This is a genomic window from Klebsiella aerogenes (assembly GCA_029027985.1).
Taxonomy (GTDB): domain Bacteria; phylum Pseudomonadota; class Gammaproteobacteria; order Enterobacterales; family Enterobacteriaceae; genus Klebsiella; species Klebsiella aerogenes_A.
Window position 1 is genome coordinate 527,839 of record CP119076.1, and the last position, 15,149, is coordinate 542,987.

Here is a 15,149-nt window from a genome sequence, read left to right on the forward strand (position 1 = left end):
TGTGTCGAGATTCAGGATATTCTTAGCGTGGCAGCGAGATTTTACGCTCTGGCGTTGGGCGGTACAGAACCAGCGTTTTGCCGATGACCTGTACGTTACAGGCGCCGGTTTCACGCACGATAGCTTCCACGATCAAGGCTTTAGTTTCGCGATCTTCTGAGGCGATCTTCACCTTGATGAGCTCATGGTGCCCTAACGCTTGTTCGATCTCGGCCAGTACCCCTTCGGTCAAACCATTATTGCCAAGCATAACTACCGGCTTGAGCGGATGTGCCAGACCTTTCAGGTGCTGTTTTTGTTTAGTACTCAGATTCATCGTATTTTTTTGCTTACGTTGGGATTGAAAACGGGTCATTCTACCGCCATCTCCCATATATCGCCAAACTACCGCGTCGATTTTTACGCAGTAAAGTACGATGAACCCGAATGGGAATGTTAAATGACAGGTAAAAAGCGTTCTGCCAGCTCGAGCCGCTGGCTTCAGGAACACTTTAGCGATAAATATGTTCAACAGGCACAGAAAAAGGGGTTACGTTCCCGTGCCTGGTTTAAACTTGATGAAATACAGCAAAGTGACAAGATTTTTAAGCCGGGGATGACGATAGTTGACCTCGGCGCTGCACCCGGCGGTTGGTCGCAATATGCGGTCACCCAGATCGGAAACAGCGGCCGCATCATCGCTTGCGATCTTTTACCAATGGATCCAATCGTCGGTGTGGACTTCCTTCAGGGCGATTTTCGTGATGAATTAGTCCTGAAAGCGTTACTTGAGCGTGTAGGCGACAGTAAAGTACAAGTTGTCATGTCCGATATGGCGCCGAATATGTGCGGAACGCCGGCGGTGGATATTCCCCGGGCCATGTATCTGGTAGAACTGGCGCTTGAAATGTCTCGTGATGTATTAGCGCCAGGTGGTAGTTTTGTAGTGAAGGTGTTCCAGGGCGAAGGCTTCGATGAGTATCTTAGAGAAATTCGCTCCCTGTTTACGAAGGTGAAAGTTCGTAAGCCGGACTCTTCCCGCGCTCGTTCGCGTGAAGTGTATATTGTAGCGACCGGGCGTAAACCATAACCGGTAGATTTCAAACGAAAGTTTGAAAGACGCTGGATATAGAGTATCCTGACGCTGTTTTTAACACAGTTGTAATAAGAGGTTAATCCCTTGAGTGACATGGCGAAAAACCTAATACTCTGGCTGGTCATTGCCGTTGTGCTGATGTCAGTATTCCAGAGCTTTGGGCCCAGCGAGTCGAATGGCCGTAAGGTGGATTATTCAACCTTCCTGCAAGAGGTCAATCAGGACCAGGTTCGCGAAGCGCGTATCAACGGACGTGAGATCAACGTTACCAAGAAAGATAGTAACCGTTACACGACTTACATTCCGGTTAACGATCCGAAGCTGCTCGACAACCTGTTGACTAAAAACGTCAAAGTAGTTGGCGAACCGCCGGAAGAACCAAGCCTGCTGGCTTCCATCTTCATTTCCTGGTTCCCGATGTTGTTGCTGATCGGCGTCTGGATATTCTTTATGCGTCAGATGCAGGGCGGCGGCGGAAAGGGCGCGATGTCCTTCGGCAAGAGCAAGGCCCGAATGCTGACGGAAGACCAGATCAAAACGACCTTTGCTGACGTTGCTGGCTGTGACGAAGCAAAAGAGGAAGTGGGCGAGCTGGTTGAATATCTACGTGAACCGAGCCGCTTCCAGAAGCTGGGCGGTAAAATCCCGAAAGGCGTCCTGATGGTCGGCCCTCCGGGTACCGGTAAAACGCTGCTGGCGAAAGCTATCGCCGGTGAAGCCAAAGTGCCGTTCTTTACGATTTCCGGTTCTGACTTCGTAGAAATGTTCGTGGGTGTCGGCGCGTCTCGCGTACGTGACATGTTCGAACAGGCTAAGAAAGCAGCGCCTTGCATCATCTTCATCGATGAAATCGACGCCGTCGGTCGCCAGCGTGGCGCTGGTCTGGGTGGTGGTCACGATGAACGTGAGCAGACTCTGAACCAGATGCTGGTTGAGATGGATGGTTTCGAAGGTAACGAAGGTATTATCGTTATCGCCGCGACTAACCGTCCGGACGTGCTGGACCCGGCGTTGCTGCGCCCTGGTCGTTTCGACCGCCAGGTTGTGGTCGGTCTGCCGGATGTTCGCGGTCGTGAACAGATCCTGAAAGTGCACATGCGTCGCGTACCGCTGGCGCCGGATATTGATGCGGCAATCATTGCTCGCGGTACGCCTGGCTTCTCCGGTGCTGACCTGGCGAACCTGGTGAACGAAGCTGCGCTGTTTGCTGCCCGTGGCAACAAACGTGTGGTATCGATGGTTGAGTTCGAAAAAGCGAAAGACAAAATCATGATGGGTGCGGAACGTCGCTCCATGGTGATGACGGAAGCGCAGAAAGAATCGACCGCTTACCACGAAGCGGGTCACGCGATTATTGGCCGTCTGGTACCAGAGCACGACCCGGTACACAAAGTGACGATTATCCCGCGCGGTCGCGCGCTGGGGGTGACCTTCTTCCTGCCGGAAGGCGATGCTATCAGCGCCAGCCGTCAGAAACTGGAAAGTCAGATCTCCACTCTGTACGGCGGTCGTCTGGCAGAAGAGATTATCTACGGTGTGGAACATGTTTCTACCGGTGCGTCCAACGACATTAAAGTTGCGACTAACCTGGCGCGTAACATGGTTACCCAGTGGGGCTTCTCCGACAAACTCGGTCCGCTGCTGTATGCGGAAGAAGAGGGGGAAGTTTTCCTCGGCCGTAGCGTAGCGAAAGCGAAACATATGTCCGATGAAACCGCGCGCATCATCGACCAGGAAGTGAAATCGCTGATTGAGCGTAACTATGGTCGTGCTCGCCAGCTGCTGAACGACAACATGGACATCCTGCATGCAATGAAAGATGCGCTCATGAAATATGAGACCATCGATGCGCCGCAGATTGACGACCTGATGGCTCGTCGCGATGTTCGTCCGCCGGCAGGTTGGGAAGAACCAGGTTCTTCTAACAACTCTGGCAACAATGGCACCCCGACGGCGCCGCGTCCGGCTGATGAACCGCGTACGCCGAATCCGGGTAATACCATGTCAGAACAGCTGGGCGACAAATAAGCCTCCAGTGTCTGATAACGCGCTCTGACTAAATAAAGGGCCGCAGCCTAATCCGCTGCGGCCCTTTTGTTTTTACGCTCTATTCTGACCGCCTGGCGAGCTCTTTGCGGCATTCACCTTGCGGAACATCACTATGGCGGTCGCGTGCTATCGCACATCGCGTTTTTGATGCGTTTATGGATTATGCCCAGCAGTGATTGATAGTGAAAAGCTAAACGCATCAGACGCGCGGATGCGCCGACGGTCTGATAATATTCATTGCCCGTACTACGACTGTACAAAACTATAGCGGAAAGAAAACATGCAATTACACGCCCAGGGGTCAACGCTCGATCTCTCCCATCCGCATGTGATGGGGATCCTTAATGTCACGCCGGATTCATTTTCCGATGGCGGCAGCCATAACTCACTGATAGAAGCGGTTAAACATGCCAATCTGATGATTAATGCTGGGGCGACAATCATTGATATCGGCGGTGAGTCGACGCGTCCTGGCGCGGCGGACGTGAGTACAGAGGAAGAGCTGGCACGCGTGATCCCGGTGGTTGAGGCAATTGCACAACGTTTTGAAGTCTGGATTTCGGTGGATACCTCGAAAGCCGACGTGATTCGCGAAGCTGCTCGCGCAGGGGCGCATATCATCAACGATATCCGTTCACTCACTGAACCTGGCGCTTTGCAGTCCGCCGCGCAAACCGGACTACCGGTGTGCCTGATGCATATGCAGGGCCAGCCGAAAACGATGCAGGAAGCGCCAAAATACGCAGACGTTTTTACCGACGTTGATCGTTTTTTTGCTGAACACATCGTGCGCTGCGAACAGGCGGGGATCGCAAAAGAAAAATTGTTGCTCGACCCGGGATTCGGATTCGGTAAAAATCTTTCCCATAATTATGAGCTGCTTGCTCGACTCGGGGAGTTTCATCATTTTGGCCTCCCGCTGTTGGTCGGGATGTCGCGTAAGTCGATGGTAGGTCAGTTGCTGAATGTTGGGCCGTCAGAACGGCTCAGCGGCAGTCTGTCTTGCGCAGTTATAGCTGCAATGCAGGGCGCGCAGATTATTCGCGTCCATGATGTCAAAGAAACGGTAGAAGCGCTGCGCGTGGTGGAAGCCACTCTGGCCGCTAAGGAAAATAAACGTTATGAGTAACCGCAAATATTTTGGCACCGATGGTATTCGTGGCCGCGTTGGCGATGCGCCGATTACGCCAGAGTTTGTGCTGAAACTGGGCTGGGCGGCAGGGAAAGTCCTGGCGCGCCATGGCTCGCGTAAAATCATCATTGGCAAAGATACACGTATTTCTGGCTATATGCTGGAATCCGCGCTGGAAGCTGGTCTGGCGGCTGCGGGGCTATCTGCTTCGTTCACTGGCCCCATGCCGACACCGGCGGTTGCTTACCTGACTCGCGCCTTCCGCGCTGAAGCAGGGATTGTCATCTCTGCCTCCCACAACCCTTTCTACGACAACGGTATTAAATTCTTTTCTATTGAAGGCACTAAACTGCCGGACGATGTCGAAGAAGCCATTGAAGCGGAAATGGAAAAAGAGCTGACCTGCGTGGATTCCGCCGAGTTGGGTAAAGCCAGCCGCATCGTGGATGCCGCCGGTCGCTATATTGAATTCTGCAAAGGCACCTTCCCGAACGAACTGAGCCTTGGGGAACTGAAGGTGGTGGTCGATTGCGCGCATGGCGCGACCTACCACATCGCACCCAACGTCTTCCGCGAGCTGGGCGCTCAGGTTATCGCGATGGGCTGCGAACCTGATGGCCTGAACATCAATGAAGAGGTCGGCGCAACCGATGTACGCGCGCTGCAGGCGCGCGTACTGGCGGAAAAAGCCGATTTGGGTATTGCCTACGACGGCGACGGCGATCGCGTGATTATGGTTGACCACGAGGGCAATAAGGTCGATGGCGACCAGATCCTCTACATCATCGCCCGTGAAGGTTTACGTCAGGGCCAGCTGCGCGGTGGTGCCGTCGGTACGCTGATGAGCAACATGGGGCTCGAGCTGGCGCTGAAGCAACTGGGTATTCCATTTGCCCGCGCGAAAGTTGGCGATCGCTACGTCCTTGAGAAACTGCAGGAAAAAGGCTGGCGTATCGGAGCGGAAAACTCCGGTCACGTGATCCTGCTGGACAAAACCACCACCGGTGACGGTATTGTCGCCAGCCTGCAGGTCGTTGCGGCGATGGTGCGTAATCACATGAGTCTGCATGATTTGTGCAGCGGCATGAAAATGTTCCCGCAGGTGTTGGTCAACGTGCGCTTTACCGAAGGTAGCGGCAACCCGTTGGAACATGAAAGCGTAAAAGCGGTGACTGCCGATGTAGAAGCGGCGCTGGGTAACCGCGGTCGCGTGCTGCTGCGTAAATCTGGTACCGAGCCGTTGATTCGCGTGATGGTGGAAGGCGAACACCAGGAGCAGGTGACGGAATTCGCGCACCGTATCGCAGATGCGGTTAAGAGTGTCTAATTTCCTCGGCTAAGTGATTAAAAAGGCGGCTCTTGCTGCCTTTTTAAGCATGAAAAAAACGCTTTTTGCTGTTTTTTTCCGCAGTTGATACAATGCACCAAAATTGCCCTTGCGAAGGTCATTCGCTTTGGTTAGTATTCACACCCGCTTCAGTGGGAAACATTAAAACGTCCCGCTTTATTGGTGAAGCACTTGGTATGCGGCGAATCCGCAAGGAACAGGTTGATTATGTACGAAGCTCTTTTAGTAATTTTCCTTATTGTAGCGATTGCCCTCGTTGGCCTGATCATGCTGCAGCAAGGTAAAGGCGCTGACATGGGAGCCTCCTTCGGAGCAGGCGCTTCCGGCACGTTGTTTGGTTCTAGCGGTTCTGGTAACTTCATGACCCGTATGACCGGCATTCTGGCCGCGTTGTTCTTCATCATCAGTCTGGCGCTGGGTAATATCAACAGCAACAAGACCAATAAAGGAAGCGAGTGGGATAATCTGAGCGCGCCGAAATCTGAGCAGACTCAGCCAGCAGCACCGGCTCAGCCGACTAGCGACATCCCGCACTAAGTATTCTGTACCGAGGTGGTGGAATTGGTAGACACGCTACCTTGAGGTGGTAGTGCCCTAACGGGCTTGTGGGTTCGAGTCCCATCCTCGGTACCAATATTCCAGAGAAAAGACGCTGAAAAGCGTCTTTTTTTGTTTTTGTCCTCTCTGTGCATTGTTTATTTATAAACAACACTTCACTGGTTTTGAACCCGGCGAAATCGCTAAAGTCGCTATCATCAATTTCGATGAGGTTCAGTGACGCCATGCGTACTTTAAAGACAGCTATCATTGCCAGTGTGTTGAGCCTGGCCGGTTGTAGCAGCCATTCATCGCCGGAAACGGTCGATACCCTGAATACCCTGGTGGTACCGGTTATTAATAATTCCGTGCCTGCGCGGGAATCATCAACGATTGTTCACTGCTTTCAGGACAACAGTCTGCTTATCAGCAAGCTGAGTCAGTCGCTTAAAGCCAACTATTTGCAGGATATCGATCAAAAGGATGTCTTTAATAAAGATAGCGAAGTGTACCCGGTGTATGGGGCGCTAACGAAGCTGGAGCAGATGTCTTCGATGAATGACGTATACCGTAAAGAGAACAATATCGCTGGATTGCAGGAGATTAATAAACTGCTGAAAGCCGTACCGCCAACTGCATAAAAGCAGGGATTGCCGACTGGCAATCCCTGGCTTAAACGCCTAGAAACTGAAGTTGAAGCCCGCGTAGGCACCATCAGCCAGCTTGTTATCGCGGTGGCCATCTTTACCCGCCATATCGATATAGCGATAACCCGCTTCAATGCTCATGGACTTGATAATATTAACCCGGACGCCGGCATTGGCTTCGAGATAGTCATCTACGCCGCTGGACATCGAGTCCGGCGAATAATAAGACTCACCGAACAGGGTGAAGAAGTCGCCAAGCGGCAATTGTGCGCCACCGCCGATGGCGATCGCGTAACCCTCATCACCATTTTTCGGATTCAGGTATACGGCCTTACCTCCTGCGGTTAATAGAAACGGACCGAGGCTAACGTTATAACCCAGTCCTAATCCCGCCGTATCGCCATCATTGTCGCTATGTGCCCAGTTGCCGTTAAAGGTCATACCCGGGTCTTGCGCGCCAAAGCTTGCCGACAGGTTGGTGAACTCCGAACCGGCTTCGCCGTGGAGATTGACCGAAGCGAAACTGGTACTGCTGACGCTCAGGGCGGCGATTAGCAAAATGGACCTCGTGGTGAACTTGCTCATTTTCGTATTCCTTCGGGTAAAAAAATGCCCGATACGAGCGTTCGGGCAAAATTAACGGGTTTCCGGATTAATAGTTATTCACACTACGCCGTCACCATATTAATGGTGCGGGCATCACCGTCATGGTCAGCCGCGGTAAAGCATTGCCGAATGTTAGGTGTGCCCGTTGGGCAATAGCGACACGTGCAGAATAAAAGTATTTATCGCTCGCCGTTATCGTTTATATGTTTAAATTTAAACGATAGCGGGGGGCGATAAGAACAGAGGGGGGGGCTAAAATTTTTCTGGCAGGGCAGTCATATTCTGTAGATATCCACCGCGGGCGAACTCAATATAGCCACCCTTTTTTAAGGCTGATAATACATTCAGAATGCTACTCCGGGAGAGGTGTGTTCGGTCCTGGATATATTCCAGCATTGACACTCGCAGGCGGGTTTCTTCAGGAAGCAGGAACATTTCCATTAAGTGGTTGCGAATCACCGAATAAGTACGTTGCTGTAAGACTAGATCGTCGCGGTAGACTAAATAGGAAGTATGGTAGGCCAAGAGTCTGGTCACCTCTTCCCACAGGTTATGTTCGCTGAACAGGCGCATGGCCAGGTCGCTGTCGATGCGCAGGATCTCTGAGTCTACCTCCGCGCGCAGTCCGTGGCTGCGGCTCGGTTGCAGCATCTCTGCCACGCCAAACAGGTGTGGTTCGTAGACCGTGACCATCAACAATCGGTCTGAGGAACGAATAATGGATAACTCGCCTTTCTTAAAAAGAAATAGTTGAATTTTGCCCTTATATTCCCAGCTAAGTCTTTTTCTGGCGACCATGTTCACTGGCGTAGCATGTGGTTCCAGTATTTCCATTAGACGATCGATAGCGTCTTGCGGCCTGACGGGAGGCTTAATATTCATGGTGATCCTCTCGGTATCAGAATAATGGTATGCGGCAGATTATAGACAGTAATGATTAAAGTGGTGATATCCGAAACTATAACGGTTCAAGAATGAGCTTGATTAGGATTTATTGCGGAATGAAAAAAGCCGACGCATAAACGCCGGCTTGAGTGTTTCTTTTAGGCATTATTTATCGCGGTTTTCCAGGTTTTCAACCTGCGGCAAACCGGTAGCCGAAGAGGCGCTCAACAAGCCTGACTGGGCATAACCAAACAGCTTCTCGCGGGTGTCGGTGATATCCAGATTACGCATGGTCAGCTGGCCGATACGATCTTCGGCGGTAAACATGGAATCCCCTTTTTCCATCGTCAGACGTTCTGCTTTGTAGGTCAGGTTGTCTGAAACGGTGTTGAGGATCGAATAGTCGTTGCCACGGCGCAGTTCGAGGGTCACTTCACCGGTGATTTGGCTGGCTACCCAACGCTGCAGCGCATCACGCAACATCAGCGCCTGGGAATCGAACCAACGTCCCTGGTACAGCAGGCGACCCAGCTGGCGGCCATGAGCGTGATATTGTTCAATGGTGTCTTCGTTATGGATGCCGGTCAGCAAACGTTCGTAGGCGATATGCAGCAATGCCATCCCCGGCGCTTCATAGATACCGCGGCTTTTCGCTTCGATGATACGGTTTTCAATCTGATCGCTCATACCCAGACCGTGGCGACCGCCGATACGGTTGGCCTCCAGCATTAGCTCAACGTCGTCGCTGAAGGTTTTGCCGTTCAGCGCTACCGGATGACCCTGTTCAAAGCGCACGGTCACTTCTTCGGCTGCGATTTTGACGTTCTCGTCCCAGAACTTAACGCCCATAATAGGGTTAACGATTTTTACGCTGGAGTTCAGGAACTCGAGGTCTTTGGCTTCGTGCGTTGCGCCTAACATGTTGGAGTCGGTGGAGTAGGCTTTCTCGACGGACATTTTGTAGTCGAAACCGCAGGCAATCATGAACTCGGACATTTCATGACGACCGCCCAGCTCATCGATGAAGTCGCTATCCAGCCATGGTTTGTAAATTTGCAGTTCGGCGTTAGTCAACAGACCGTAGCGATAGAAACGTTCGATATCGTTGCCTTTATAGGTGCTGCCGTCGCCCCAGATGTTGACGCCGTCTTCTTTCATCGCCGCAACCAGCATGGTGCCAGTGACCGCACGGCCCAGCGGGGTGGTGTTGAAATAGGTCAGACCGCCGGTGGTGTTGTGGAATGCGCCGCACTGAATCGCCGCGATGCCTTCCGCCACCAGTTGTTTACGGCAGTCAATCAGACGAGCGCCTTCAGCGCCATACTCTTTCGCACGACGAGGGATGGCATCGTAGTCGTCTTCGTCAGGCTGGCCAAGGTTGGCGGTGTATGCATAAGGAACCGCGCCTTTTTTACGCATCCACAGCAGGGCGGCACTGGTATCCAGCCCACCAGAGAAAGCAATACCAATACGTTGACCAACCGGGAGATGCTTAAGAATCGTCGTCATAAAATAAAACCCTGCTAGATAGACTGTGGTGAGTTCGACTCAACAACTTAATTTGCATGTTTATGCACTAATTGTGAGTTTTCATTTAATCATCTTTTGCTGGCGACAGGAAGGGCTTGATTGTGTTTTTGCTAAAAAAGCCCGAAATGGCAGCACAAAGGGTAAGTGGGCGTTGTGAAATGGATGTTGACAAAATATATGATTTATCGATACAATTCACCACGATTATATGTCCCGTCCTCGGTACCAAATCCCAGCAGTATTTGCGTCTTTTACTCAGAAAGAGTAAAATATGCCACGTTTCAGGCGCGGGGTGGAGCAGCCTGGTAGCTCGTCGGGCTCATAACCCGAAGGTCGTCGGTTCAAATCCGGCCCCCGCAACCACTTTCCCATTAAGTACTTTTTCAAATATACTGTGAGGACTAGGTCCTTCGTAGCCGGATTTGAAAGAATTCTTCTGGAAGGTGTTCCAGATCGCAATTGCGGTCTCAGGGTTCAGTTATCTAAAGCCCCGATTTATCGGGGTTTTTTGTTATCTGACTTCAGAATAACTGGGCTATACGCCCTTTTTTTATGTCTTGGGGGTGGGTTTGTCCACATTAGAGCAAAAATTAACAGAGATGCTCACTGCGCCAGTTGAAGCGCTTGGCTTTGAGCTGGTCGGCATCGAATTTATTCGCGGTCGCACATCCACACTGCGCATCTATATTGATAGTGAAGATGGCATCAATGTTGATGATTGTGCTGATGTGAGCCACCAGGTCAGTGCTGTCATGGATGTCGAAGATCCAATCACCGTCGCTTACAACCTGGAAGTCTCTTCGCCTGGTCTCGACCGTCCGATGTTTACTGCTGAACACTATCAACGTTTCACTGGTGAAGAAGTTTCGCTGGTGCTGCGCATGGCGGTACAGAACCGCCGTAAATGGCAGGGCATTATCAAAGCGGTTGACGGTGAAATGATCACGGTAACCGTCGAAGGCAAAGATGAAGTGTTCGCGCTGAGTAACATCCAGAAGGCGAACCTGGTTCCCCACTTTTAACAGTCTGGATTGAGGTGAAAGGCCCCGATGAACAAAGAAATTTTGGCTGTTGTTGAAGCCGTTTCCAACGAAAAGGCGCTGCCGCGCGAGAAGATTTTCGAAGCGCTGGAAAGTGCTCTGGCAACGGCTACCAAGAAAAAATACGAACAAGAGATCGACGTTCGCGTAGAAATCGATCGTAAAAGCGGCGATTTCGACACCTTCCGTCGCTGGCTGGTGGTTGAAGAAGTGACTCAGCCAACCCGCGAGATCACTCTGGAAGCCGCGCGTTACGAAGATGAAAGCATGAACGTCGGCGACTACGTTGAAGATCAGATTGAATCTGTCACCTTCGACCGTATCACTACGCAGACCGCGAAACAGGTTATCGTACAGAAGGTACGTGAAGCCGAGCGCGCGATGGTTGTCGATCAGTTCCGCGAACACGAAGGCGAGATCATCACCGGCGTGGTGAAAAAAGTGAACCGCGACAACATCACTCTGGATCTGGGCAGCAATGCTGAAGCCGTGATCCTGCGTGAAGACATGCTGCCGCGTGAAAACTTCCGTCCGGGTGACCGCATTCGCGGCGTACTGTATGCAGTACGTCCGGAAGCGCGCGGCGCACAGCTGTTCGTTACCCGTTCCAAACCGGAAATGCTGGTTGAATTGTTCCGCATTGAAGTTCCGGAAATTGGCGAAGAAGTGCTGGAAATCAAAGCCGCGGCCCGCGATCCGGGTTCTCGTGCGAAAATCGCCGTGAAAACCAACGACAAGCGTATCGACCCGGTTGGCGCTTGTGTCGGTATGCGCGGTGCGCGCGTTCAGGCGGTTTCTACCGAGCTTGGCGGCGAGCGCATCGATATCGTCCTGTGGGATGATAACCCGGCGCAGTTCGTGATTAACGCTATGGCGCCAGCTGACGTCGCGTCTATCGTGGTGGATGAAGACAAACACACTATGGATATCGCGGTAGAAGCAGGCAACCTGGCGCAGGCGATCGGCCGTAATGGTCAGAACGTCCGCCTGGCATCGCAGCTCAGCGGCTGGGAGCTCAACGTGATGACCGTTGATGACCTGCAGGCTAAGCACCAGGCTGAAGCCCATGCCGCTATCGATACCTTCACCAAATATCTCGATATTGATGAAGATTTCGCAACCGTACTGGTTGAAGAGGGCTTCTCCTCGCTGGAAGAACTGGCCTACGTGCCGATGAAAGAACTGCTGGAAATCGACGGTCTTGATGAAGCGACCGTTGAAGCACTTCGTGAGCGTGCGAAAAACGCACTGACTACACTGGCGCTGGCTCAGGAAGAAAGCCTGGGAGACAACAAACCTGCCGACGATCTGCTGAATCTGGAAGGTTTGGACCGTGCTCTGGCATTTAAGCTGGCTGCCCGTGGTGTTTGTACGCTGGAAGATCTCGCCGAGCAGGGCGTTGATGACCTGGCTGATATCGAAGGTATGACCGACGAGAAAGCTGGTGAGCTCATCATGGCCGCTCGCAACATTTGTTGGTTCGGCGACGAAGCGTAATAAACTGTAGCAGGAAGGAACAGCATGACAGATGTGACTATTAAAGCGCTGGCCTCAGAGATTCAGACCTCTGTGGATCGCCTGATACAGCAATTTGCTGACGCAGGCATCCGCAAATCGGCTGATGATTCTGTGACCGCGCAAGAGAAACAAACCTTGTTAACGCACCTGAACCGTGAACACGGCTCGGCGCCTGACAAGCTGACGTTGCAGCGTAAAACCCGCAGTACTCTGAGTGTTCAGGGGACTGGTGGTAAAAGTAAATCGGTGCAGATTGAAGTCCGCAAAACGCGTACCTTTGTAAAACGTGACCCGCAAGAAGCGGAACGTCTGGCTGAAGAAGAAGCGAAGCGCGAAGCGGAAGAACAAGCCCGTCGTGAGGCAGAAGATGCTGCCAAACGTGAGGCACAGGCAAAAGCTGAACGCGAGGCCGCAGAACAAGCTAAACGTGATAGCGCTGAGAAAGCGAAACGTGAAGCTGCGGAAAAAGACACAGTGAGCAATCAACAGACAGACGATATGACCAAAACCGCCCAGGCTGAAAAAGCCCGCCGCGAAGCTGAATCCGCGGAACTGAAGCGTAAAGCTGAAGAAGAAGCGCGTCGCAAGCTCGAAGAAGATGCGCGCCGCGTTGCTGAAGAAGCGCGCCGTATGGCTGAAGAAAACGAAAAGAACGGCACTGCGAACGCAGAGCCGGTGGAAGACACCAACGACTACCACGTGACCACTTCTCAGCATGCCCGTCAGGCTGAAGACGAAAACGATCGTGAAAGCGAAGGCGGTCGTGGCCGTGGCCGTAATACCAAAACCGCGCGCCCGGCGAAAAAAGGCAACAAACACGCTGAATCTAAAGCTGACCGTGAAGAAGCTCGCGCAGCCGTTCGTGGTGGTAAAGGCGGCAAACATCGTAAAGGTTCTACGCTGCAGCAGGGCTTCCAGAAGCCGGCTCAGGCCGTTAACCGTGACGTTGTGATCGGCGAAACCATCACCGTTGGCGAGCTGGCGAACAAGATGGCGGTCAAAGGCTCTCAGGTCATCAAAGCGATGATGAAACTGGGCGCGATGGCGACCATCAACCAGGTTATCGATCAGGAAACCGCGCAGCTGGTTGCCGAAGAGATGGGCCACAAAGTTATCCTGCGTCGTGAAAACGAGCTGGAAGAAGCAGTAATGAGCGACCGTGACACCGGCGCTGCGGCTGAACCGCGCGCACCGGTCGTGACCATCATGGGTCACGTTGACCACGGTAAAACCTCTCTGCTGGACTATATTCGTTCTACTAAGGTTGCCTCCGGTGAAGCGGGTGGTATTACCCAGCATATCGGCGCATACCATGTAGAAACCGACAACGGCATGATCACCTTCCTGGACACCCCGGGCCACGCCGCGTTTACCTCTATGCGTGCTCGTGGTGCGCAGGCGACGGATATCGTGGTTCTGGTGGTTGCGGCAGACGATGGCGTGATGCCACAGACTGTTGAAGCTATCCAGCACGCCAAAGCGGCGCAGGTGCCGGTTGTGGTTGCGGTGAACAAGATCGATAAGCCGGAAGCGGATATGGATCGCGTGAAGAACGAACTCTCCCAGTACGGCGTGATGCCGGAAGAGTGGGGCGGCGAAGCGCAGTTCATCCCTGTATCAGCGAAAGTTGGTACCGGTATCGACGACCTGCTGAACGCTATCCTGCTGCAGGCTGAAGTGCTCGAGCTGAAAGCGGTACGCAATGGTATGGCGAGCGGCGCAGTTATCGAATCCTTCTTGGATAAAGGCCGTGGCCCGGTTGCTACCGTTCTGGTTCGCGAAGGGACTCTGCACAAGGGCGATATCGTGCTGTGCGGCTTCGAATACGGCCGTGTGCGTGCGATGCGTGACGAACTGGGTCGCGAAGTTCTGGAAGCCGGTCCGTCCATTCCGGTGGAAATCCTCGGTCTGTCCGGCGTTCCGGCAGCGGGTGATGAAGTGACCGTGGTTCGTGACGAGAAGAAAGCGCGTGAAGTTGCGCTGTATCGTCAGGGCAAATTCCGTGAAGTTAAGCTGGCGCGTCAGCAGAAATCTAAACTGGAAAACATGTTCGCTAACATGACCGAAGGCGAAGTTCACGAAGTGAACATCGTCCTGAAAGCGGACGTTCAGGGTTCTGTCGAAGCGATCTCCGATTCCTTGCTGAAGCTGTCTACTGACGAAGTTAAAGTGAAGATCATCGGTTCCGGCGTAGGTGGTATCACCGAAACCGACGCGACTCTGGCTGCGGCTTCCAACGCGATTCTGGTTGGCTTCAACGTACGTGCCGATGCCTCTGCGCGTAAAGTTATCGAATCGGAAAGCCTGGATCTGCGTTACTACTCCGTCATCTATAACCTGATCGACGAAGTGAAAGCAGCGATGAGCGGCATGCTGTCTCCGGAACTGAAACAGCAGATCATCGGTCTGGCTGAAGTTCGTGATGTCTTCAAATCGCCGAAATTCGGCGCCATCGCAGGTTGTATGGTTACCGAAGGTATCATTAAGCGTCATAACCCAATCCGCGTACTGCGCGACAACGTGGTTATCTATGAAGGCGAGCTGGAATCCCTGCGTCGCTTCAAAGATGACGTTAACGAAGTCCGTAACGGCATGGAATGTGGTATCGGCGTTAAGAACTACAATGACGTTCGCGTTGGCGATATGATCGAAGTATTCGAAATCATCGAAATCCAGCGTAGCATCGATTAATCAGCAGATTGCTAAGCGTAGGCCGGGTAAGCGAAGCGCCACCCGGCAATAATTTTAAAAAGGGGCTTTTGGCCCCTTTTTTGTCTTTATT

The 15,149-nt window shown here is 52.6% G+C and carries 13 protein-coding genes and 2 tRNA genes; 11 read left to right on the forward strand and 4 right to left on the reverse strand.

Annotated features, from left to right (window positions below; translation table 11 throughout):
• Positions 1-22: 22 nt before the first annotated feature.
• Positions 23-316: a ribosome assembly RNA-binding protein YhbY gene (gene yhbY, locus PYR66_02575; GenBank protein WEF28644.1), complete on the reverse strand. Its 294-nt coding sequence runs from the start codon at positions 314-316 to the stop codon at positions 23-25.
• Positions 317-439: 123 nt separating this feature from the next.
• On the opposite strand from yhbY, the gene rlmE reads away from it, so the two are divergent.
• The 7 genes from rlmE to PYR66_02610 all read left to right on the forward strand — a co-directional run bounded on the left by rlmE (position 440) and on the right by PYR66_02610 (position 6,782).
• Positions 440-1,069, forward strand: a complete 630-nt coding sequence (gene rlmE / locus PYR66_02580; protein WEF28645.1) for a 23S rRNA (uridine(2552)-2'-O)-methyltransferase RlmE — start codon at positions 440-442, stop codon at positions 1,067-1,069.
• A 99-nt stretch (positions 1,070-1,168) separates the two neighbouring features.
• Positions 1,169-3,103, forward strand: coding sequence for an ATP-dependent zinc metalloprotease FtsH (gene ftsH / locus PYR66_02585; protein ID WEF28646.1), 1,935 nt, complete (start codon positions 1,169-1,171; stop codon positions 3,101-3,103).
• A gap of 301 nt (positions 3,104-3,404) precedes the next feature.
• Complete coding sequence (folP, locus tag PYR66_02590) at positions 3,405-4,253, forward strand: dihydropteroate synthase (GenBank protein ID WEF28647.1); 849 nt, start codon at positions 3,405-3,407, stop codon at positions 4,251-4,253.
• Positions 4,246-5,583, forward strand: coding sequence for a phosphoglucosamine mutase (gene glmM, locus PYR66_02595; protein ID WEF28648.1), 1,338 nt, complete (start codon positions 4,246-4,248; stop codon positions 5,581-5,583). Before folP ends, glmM begins: the two co-directional genes overlap by 8 nt.
• Positions 5,584-5,811: 228 nt before the next feature.
• Positions 5,812-6,141, forward strand: a complete 330-nt coding sequence (secG, locus tag PYR66_02600) for a preprotein translocase subunit SecG (GenBank protein ID WEF28649.1) — start codon at positions 5,812-5,814, stop codon at positions 6,139-6,141.
• 9 nt (positions 6,142-6,150) lie between these two features.
• Positions 6,151-6,237 (forward strand) — tRNA-Leu (locus PYR66_02605).
• Positions 6,238-6,386: 149 nt separating this feature from the next.
• Positions 6,387-6,782: a hypothetical protein gene (locus tag PYR66_02610; protein WEF28650.1), complete on the forward strand. Its 396-nt coding sequence runs from the start codon at positions 6,387-6,389 to the stop codon at positions 6,780-6,782.
• 39 nt (positions 6,783-6,821) lie between these two features.
• Here the strand turns inward: PYR66_02610 and PYR66_02615 are convergent, their stop codons facing one another.
• From PYR66_02615 to argG, 3 genes are all read right to left on the reverse strand, one after another.
• Complete coding sequence (locus PYR66_02615) at positions 6,822-7,373, reverse strand: YfaZ family outer membrane protein (GenBank protein WEF28651.1); 552 nt, start codon at positions 7,371-7,373, stop codon at positions 6,822-6,824.
• Between the two features lie 273 nt (positions 7,374-7,646).
• The gene (locus PYR66_02620) at positions 7,647-8,276 is read right to left on the reverse strand and encodes a helix-turn-helix domain-containing protein (protein ID WEF28652.1); all 630 of its coding nucleotides are present in this window, start codon (positions 8,274-8,276) and stop codon (positions 7,647-7,649) included.
• A 168-nt stretch (positions 8,277-8,444) separates the two neighbouring features.
• Complete coding sequence (gene argG, locus PYR66_02625) at positions 8,445-9,788, reverse strand: argininosuccinate synthase (protein ID WEF28653.1); 1,344 nt, start codon at positions 9,786-9,788, stop codon at positions 8,445-8,447.
• Positions 9,789-10,095: 307 nt separating this feature from the next.
• On the opposite strand from argG, the gene PYR66_02630 reads away from it, so the two are divergent.
• From PYR66_02630 to infB, 4 genes are all read left to right on the forward strand, one after another.
• A tRNA-Met gene (locus PYR66_02630) sits at positions 10,096-10,172 on the forward strand.
• 206 nt (positions 10,173-10,378) lie between these two features.
• Positions 10,379-10,831, forward strand: coding sequence for a ribosome maturation factor RimP (gene rimP / locus PYR66_02635; protein WEF28654.1), 453 nt, complete (start codon positions 10,379-10,381; stop codon positions 10,829-10,831).
• 27 nt (positions 10,832-10,858) lie between these two features.
• The gene (gene nusA, locus PYR66_02640; protein WEF28655.1) at positions 10,859-12,346 is read left to right on the forward strand and encodes a transcription termination factor NusA; all 1,488 of its coding nucleotides are present in this window, start codon (positions 10,859-10,861) and stop codon (positions 12,344-12,346) included.
• A gap of 24 nt (positions 12,347-12,370) precedes the next feature.
• Positions 12,371-15,058 (forward strand): translation initiation factor IF-2, encoded by a 2,688-nt coding sequence (gene infB / locus PYR66_02645; protein WEF28656.1) that lies wholly within the window; start codon positions 12,371-12,373, stop codon positions 15,056-15,058.
• Positions 15,059-15,149 lie beyond the last annotated feature (91 nt).

What these genes read in the sequence shown, in the direction of transcription:
- yhbY (WEF28644.1), bottom strand. Translation starts at nt 316, where the DNA reads ATGAATCTGAGTACTAAACAAAAACAGCACCTGAAAGGTCTGGCACAT.
- rlmE (WEF28645.1), top strand. Translation starts at nt 440, where the DNA reads ATGACAGGTAAAAAGCGTTCTGCCAGCTCGAGCCGCTGGCTTCAGGAA.
- ftsH (WEF28646.1), top strand. Translation starts at nt 1,169, where the DNA reads ATGGCGAAAAACCTAATACTCTGGCTGGTCATTGCCGTTGTGCTGATG.
- folP (WEF28647.1), top strand. Translation starts at nt 3,405, where the DNA reads ATGCAATTACACGCCCAGGGGTCAACGCTCGATCTCTCCCATCCGCAT.
- glmM (WEF28648.1), top strand. Translation starts at nt 4,246, where the DNA reads ATGAGTAACCGCAAATATTTTGGCACCGATGGTATTCGTGGCCGCGTT.
- secG (WEF28649.1), top strand. Translation starts at nt 5,812, where the DNA reads ATGTACGAAGCTCTTTTAGTAATTTTCCTTATTGTAGCGATTGCCCTC.
- PYR66_02610 (WEF28650.1), top strand. Translation starts at nt 6,387, where the DNA reads ATGCGTACTTTAAAGACAGCTATCATTGCCAGTGTGTTGAGCCTGGCC.
- PYR66_02615 (WEF28651.1), bottom strand. Translation starts at nt 7,373, where the DNA reads ATGAGCAAGTTCACCACGAGGTCCATTTTGCTAATCGCCGCCCTGAGC.
- PYR66_02620 (WEF28652.1), bottom strand. Translation starts at nt 8,276, where the DNA reads ATGAATATTAAGCCTCCCGTCAGGCCGCAAGACGCTATCGATCGTCTA.
- argG (WEF28653.1), bottom strand. Translation starts at nt 9,788, where the DNA reads ATGACGACGATTCTTAAGCATCTCCCGGTTGGTCAACGTATTGGTATT.
- nusA (WEF28655.1), top strand. Translation starts at nt 10,859, where the DNA reads ATGAACAAAGAAATTTTGGCTGTTGTTGAAGCCGTTTCCAACGAAAAG.
- infB (WEF28656.1), top strand. Translation starts at nt 12,371, where the DNA reads ATGACAGATGTGACTATTAAAGCGCTGGCCTCAGAGATTCAGACCTCT.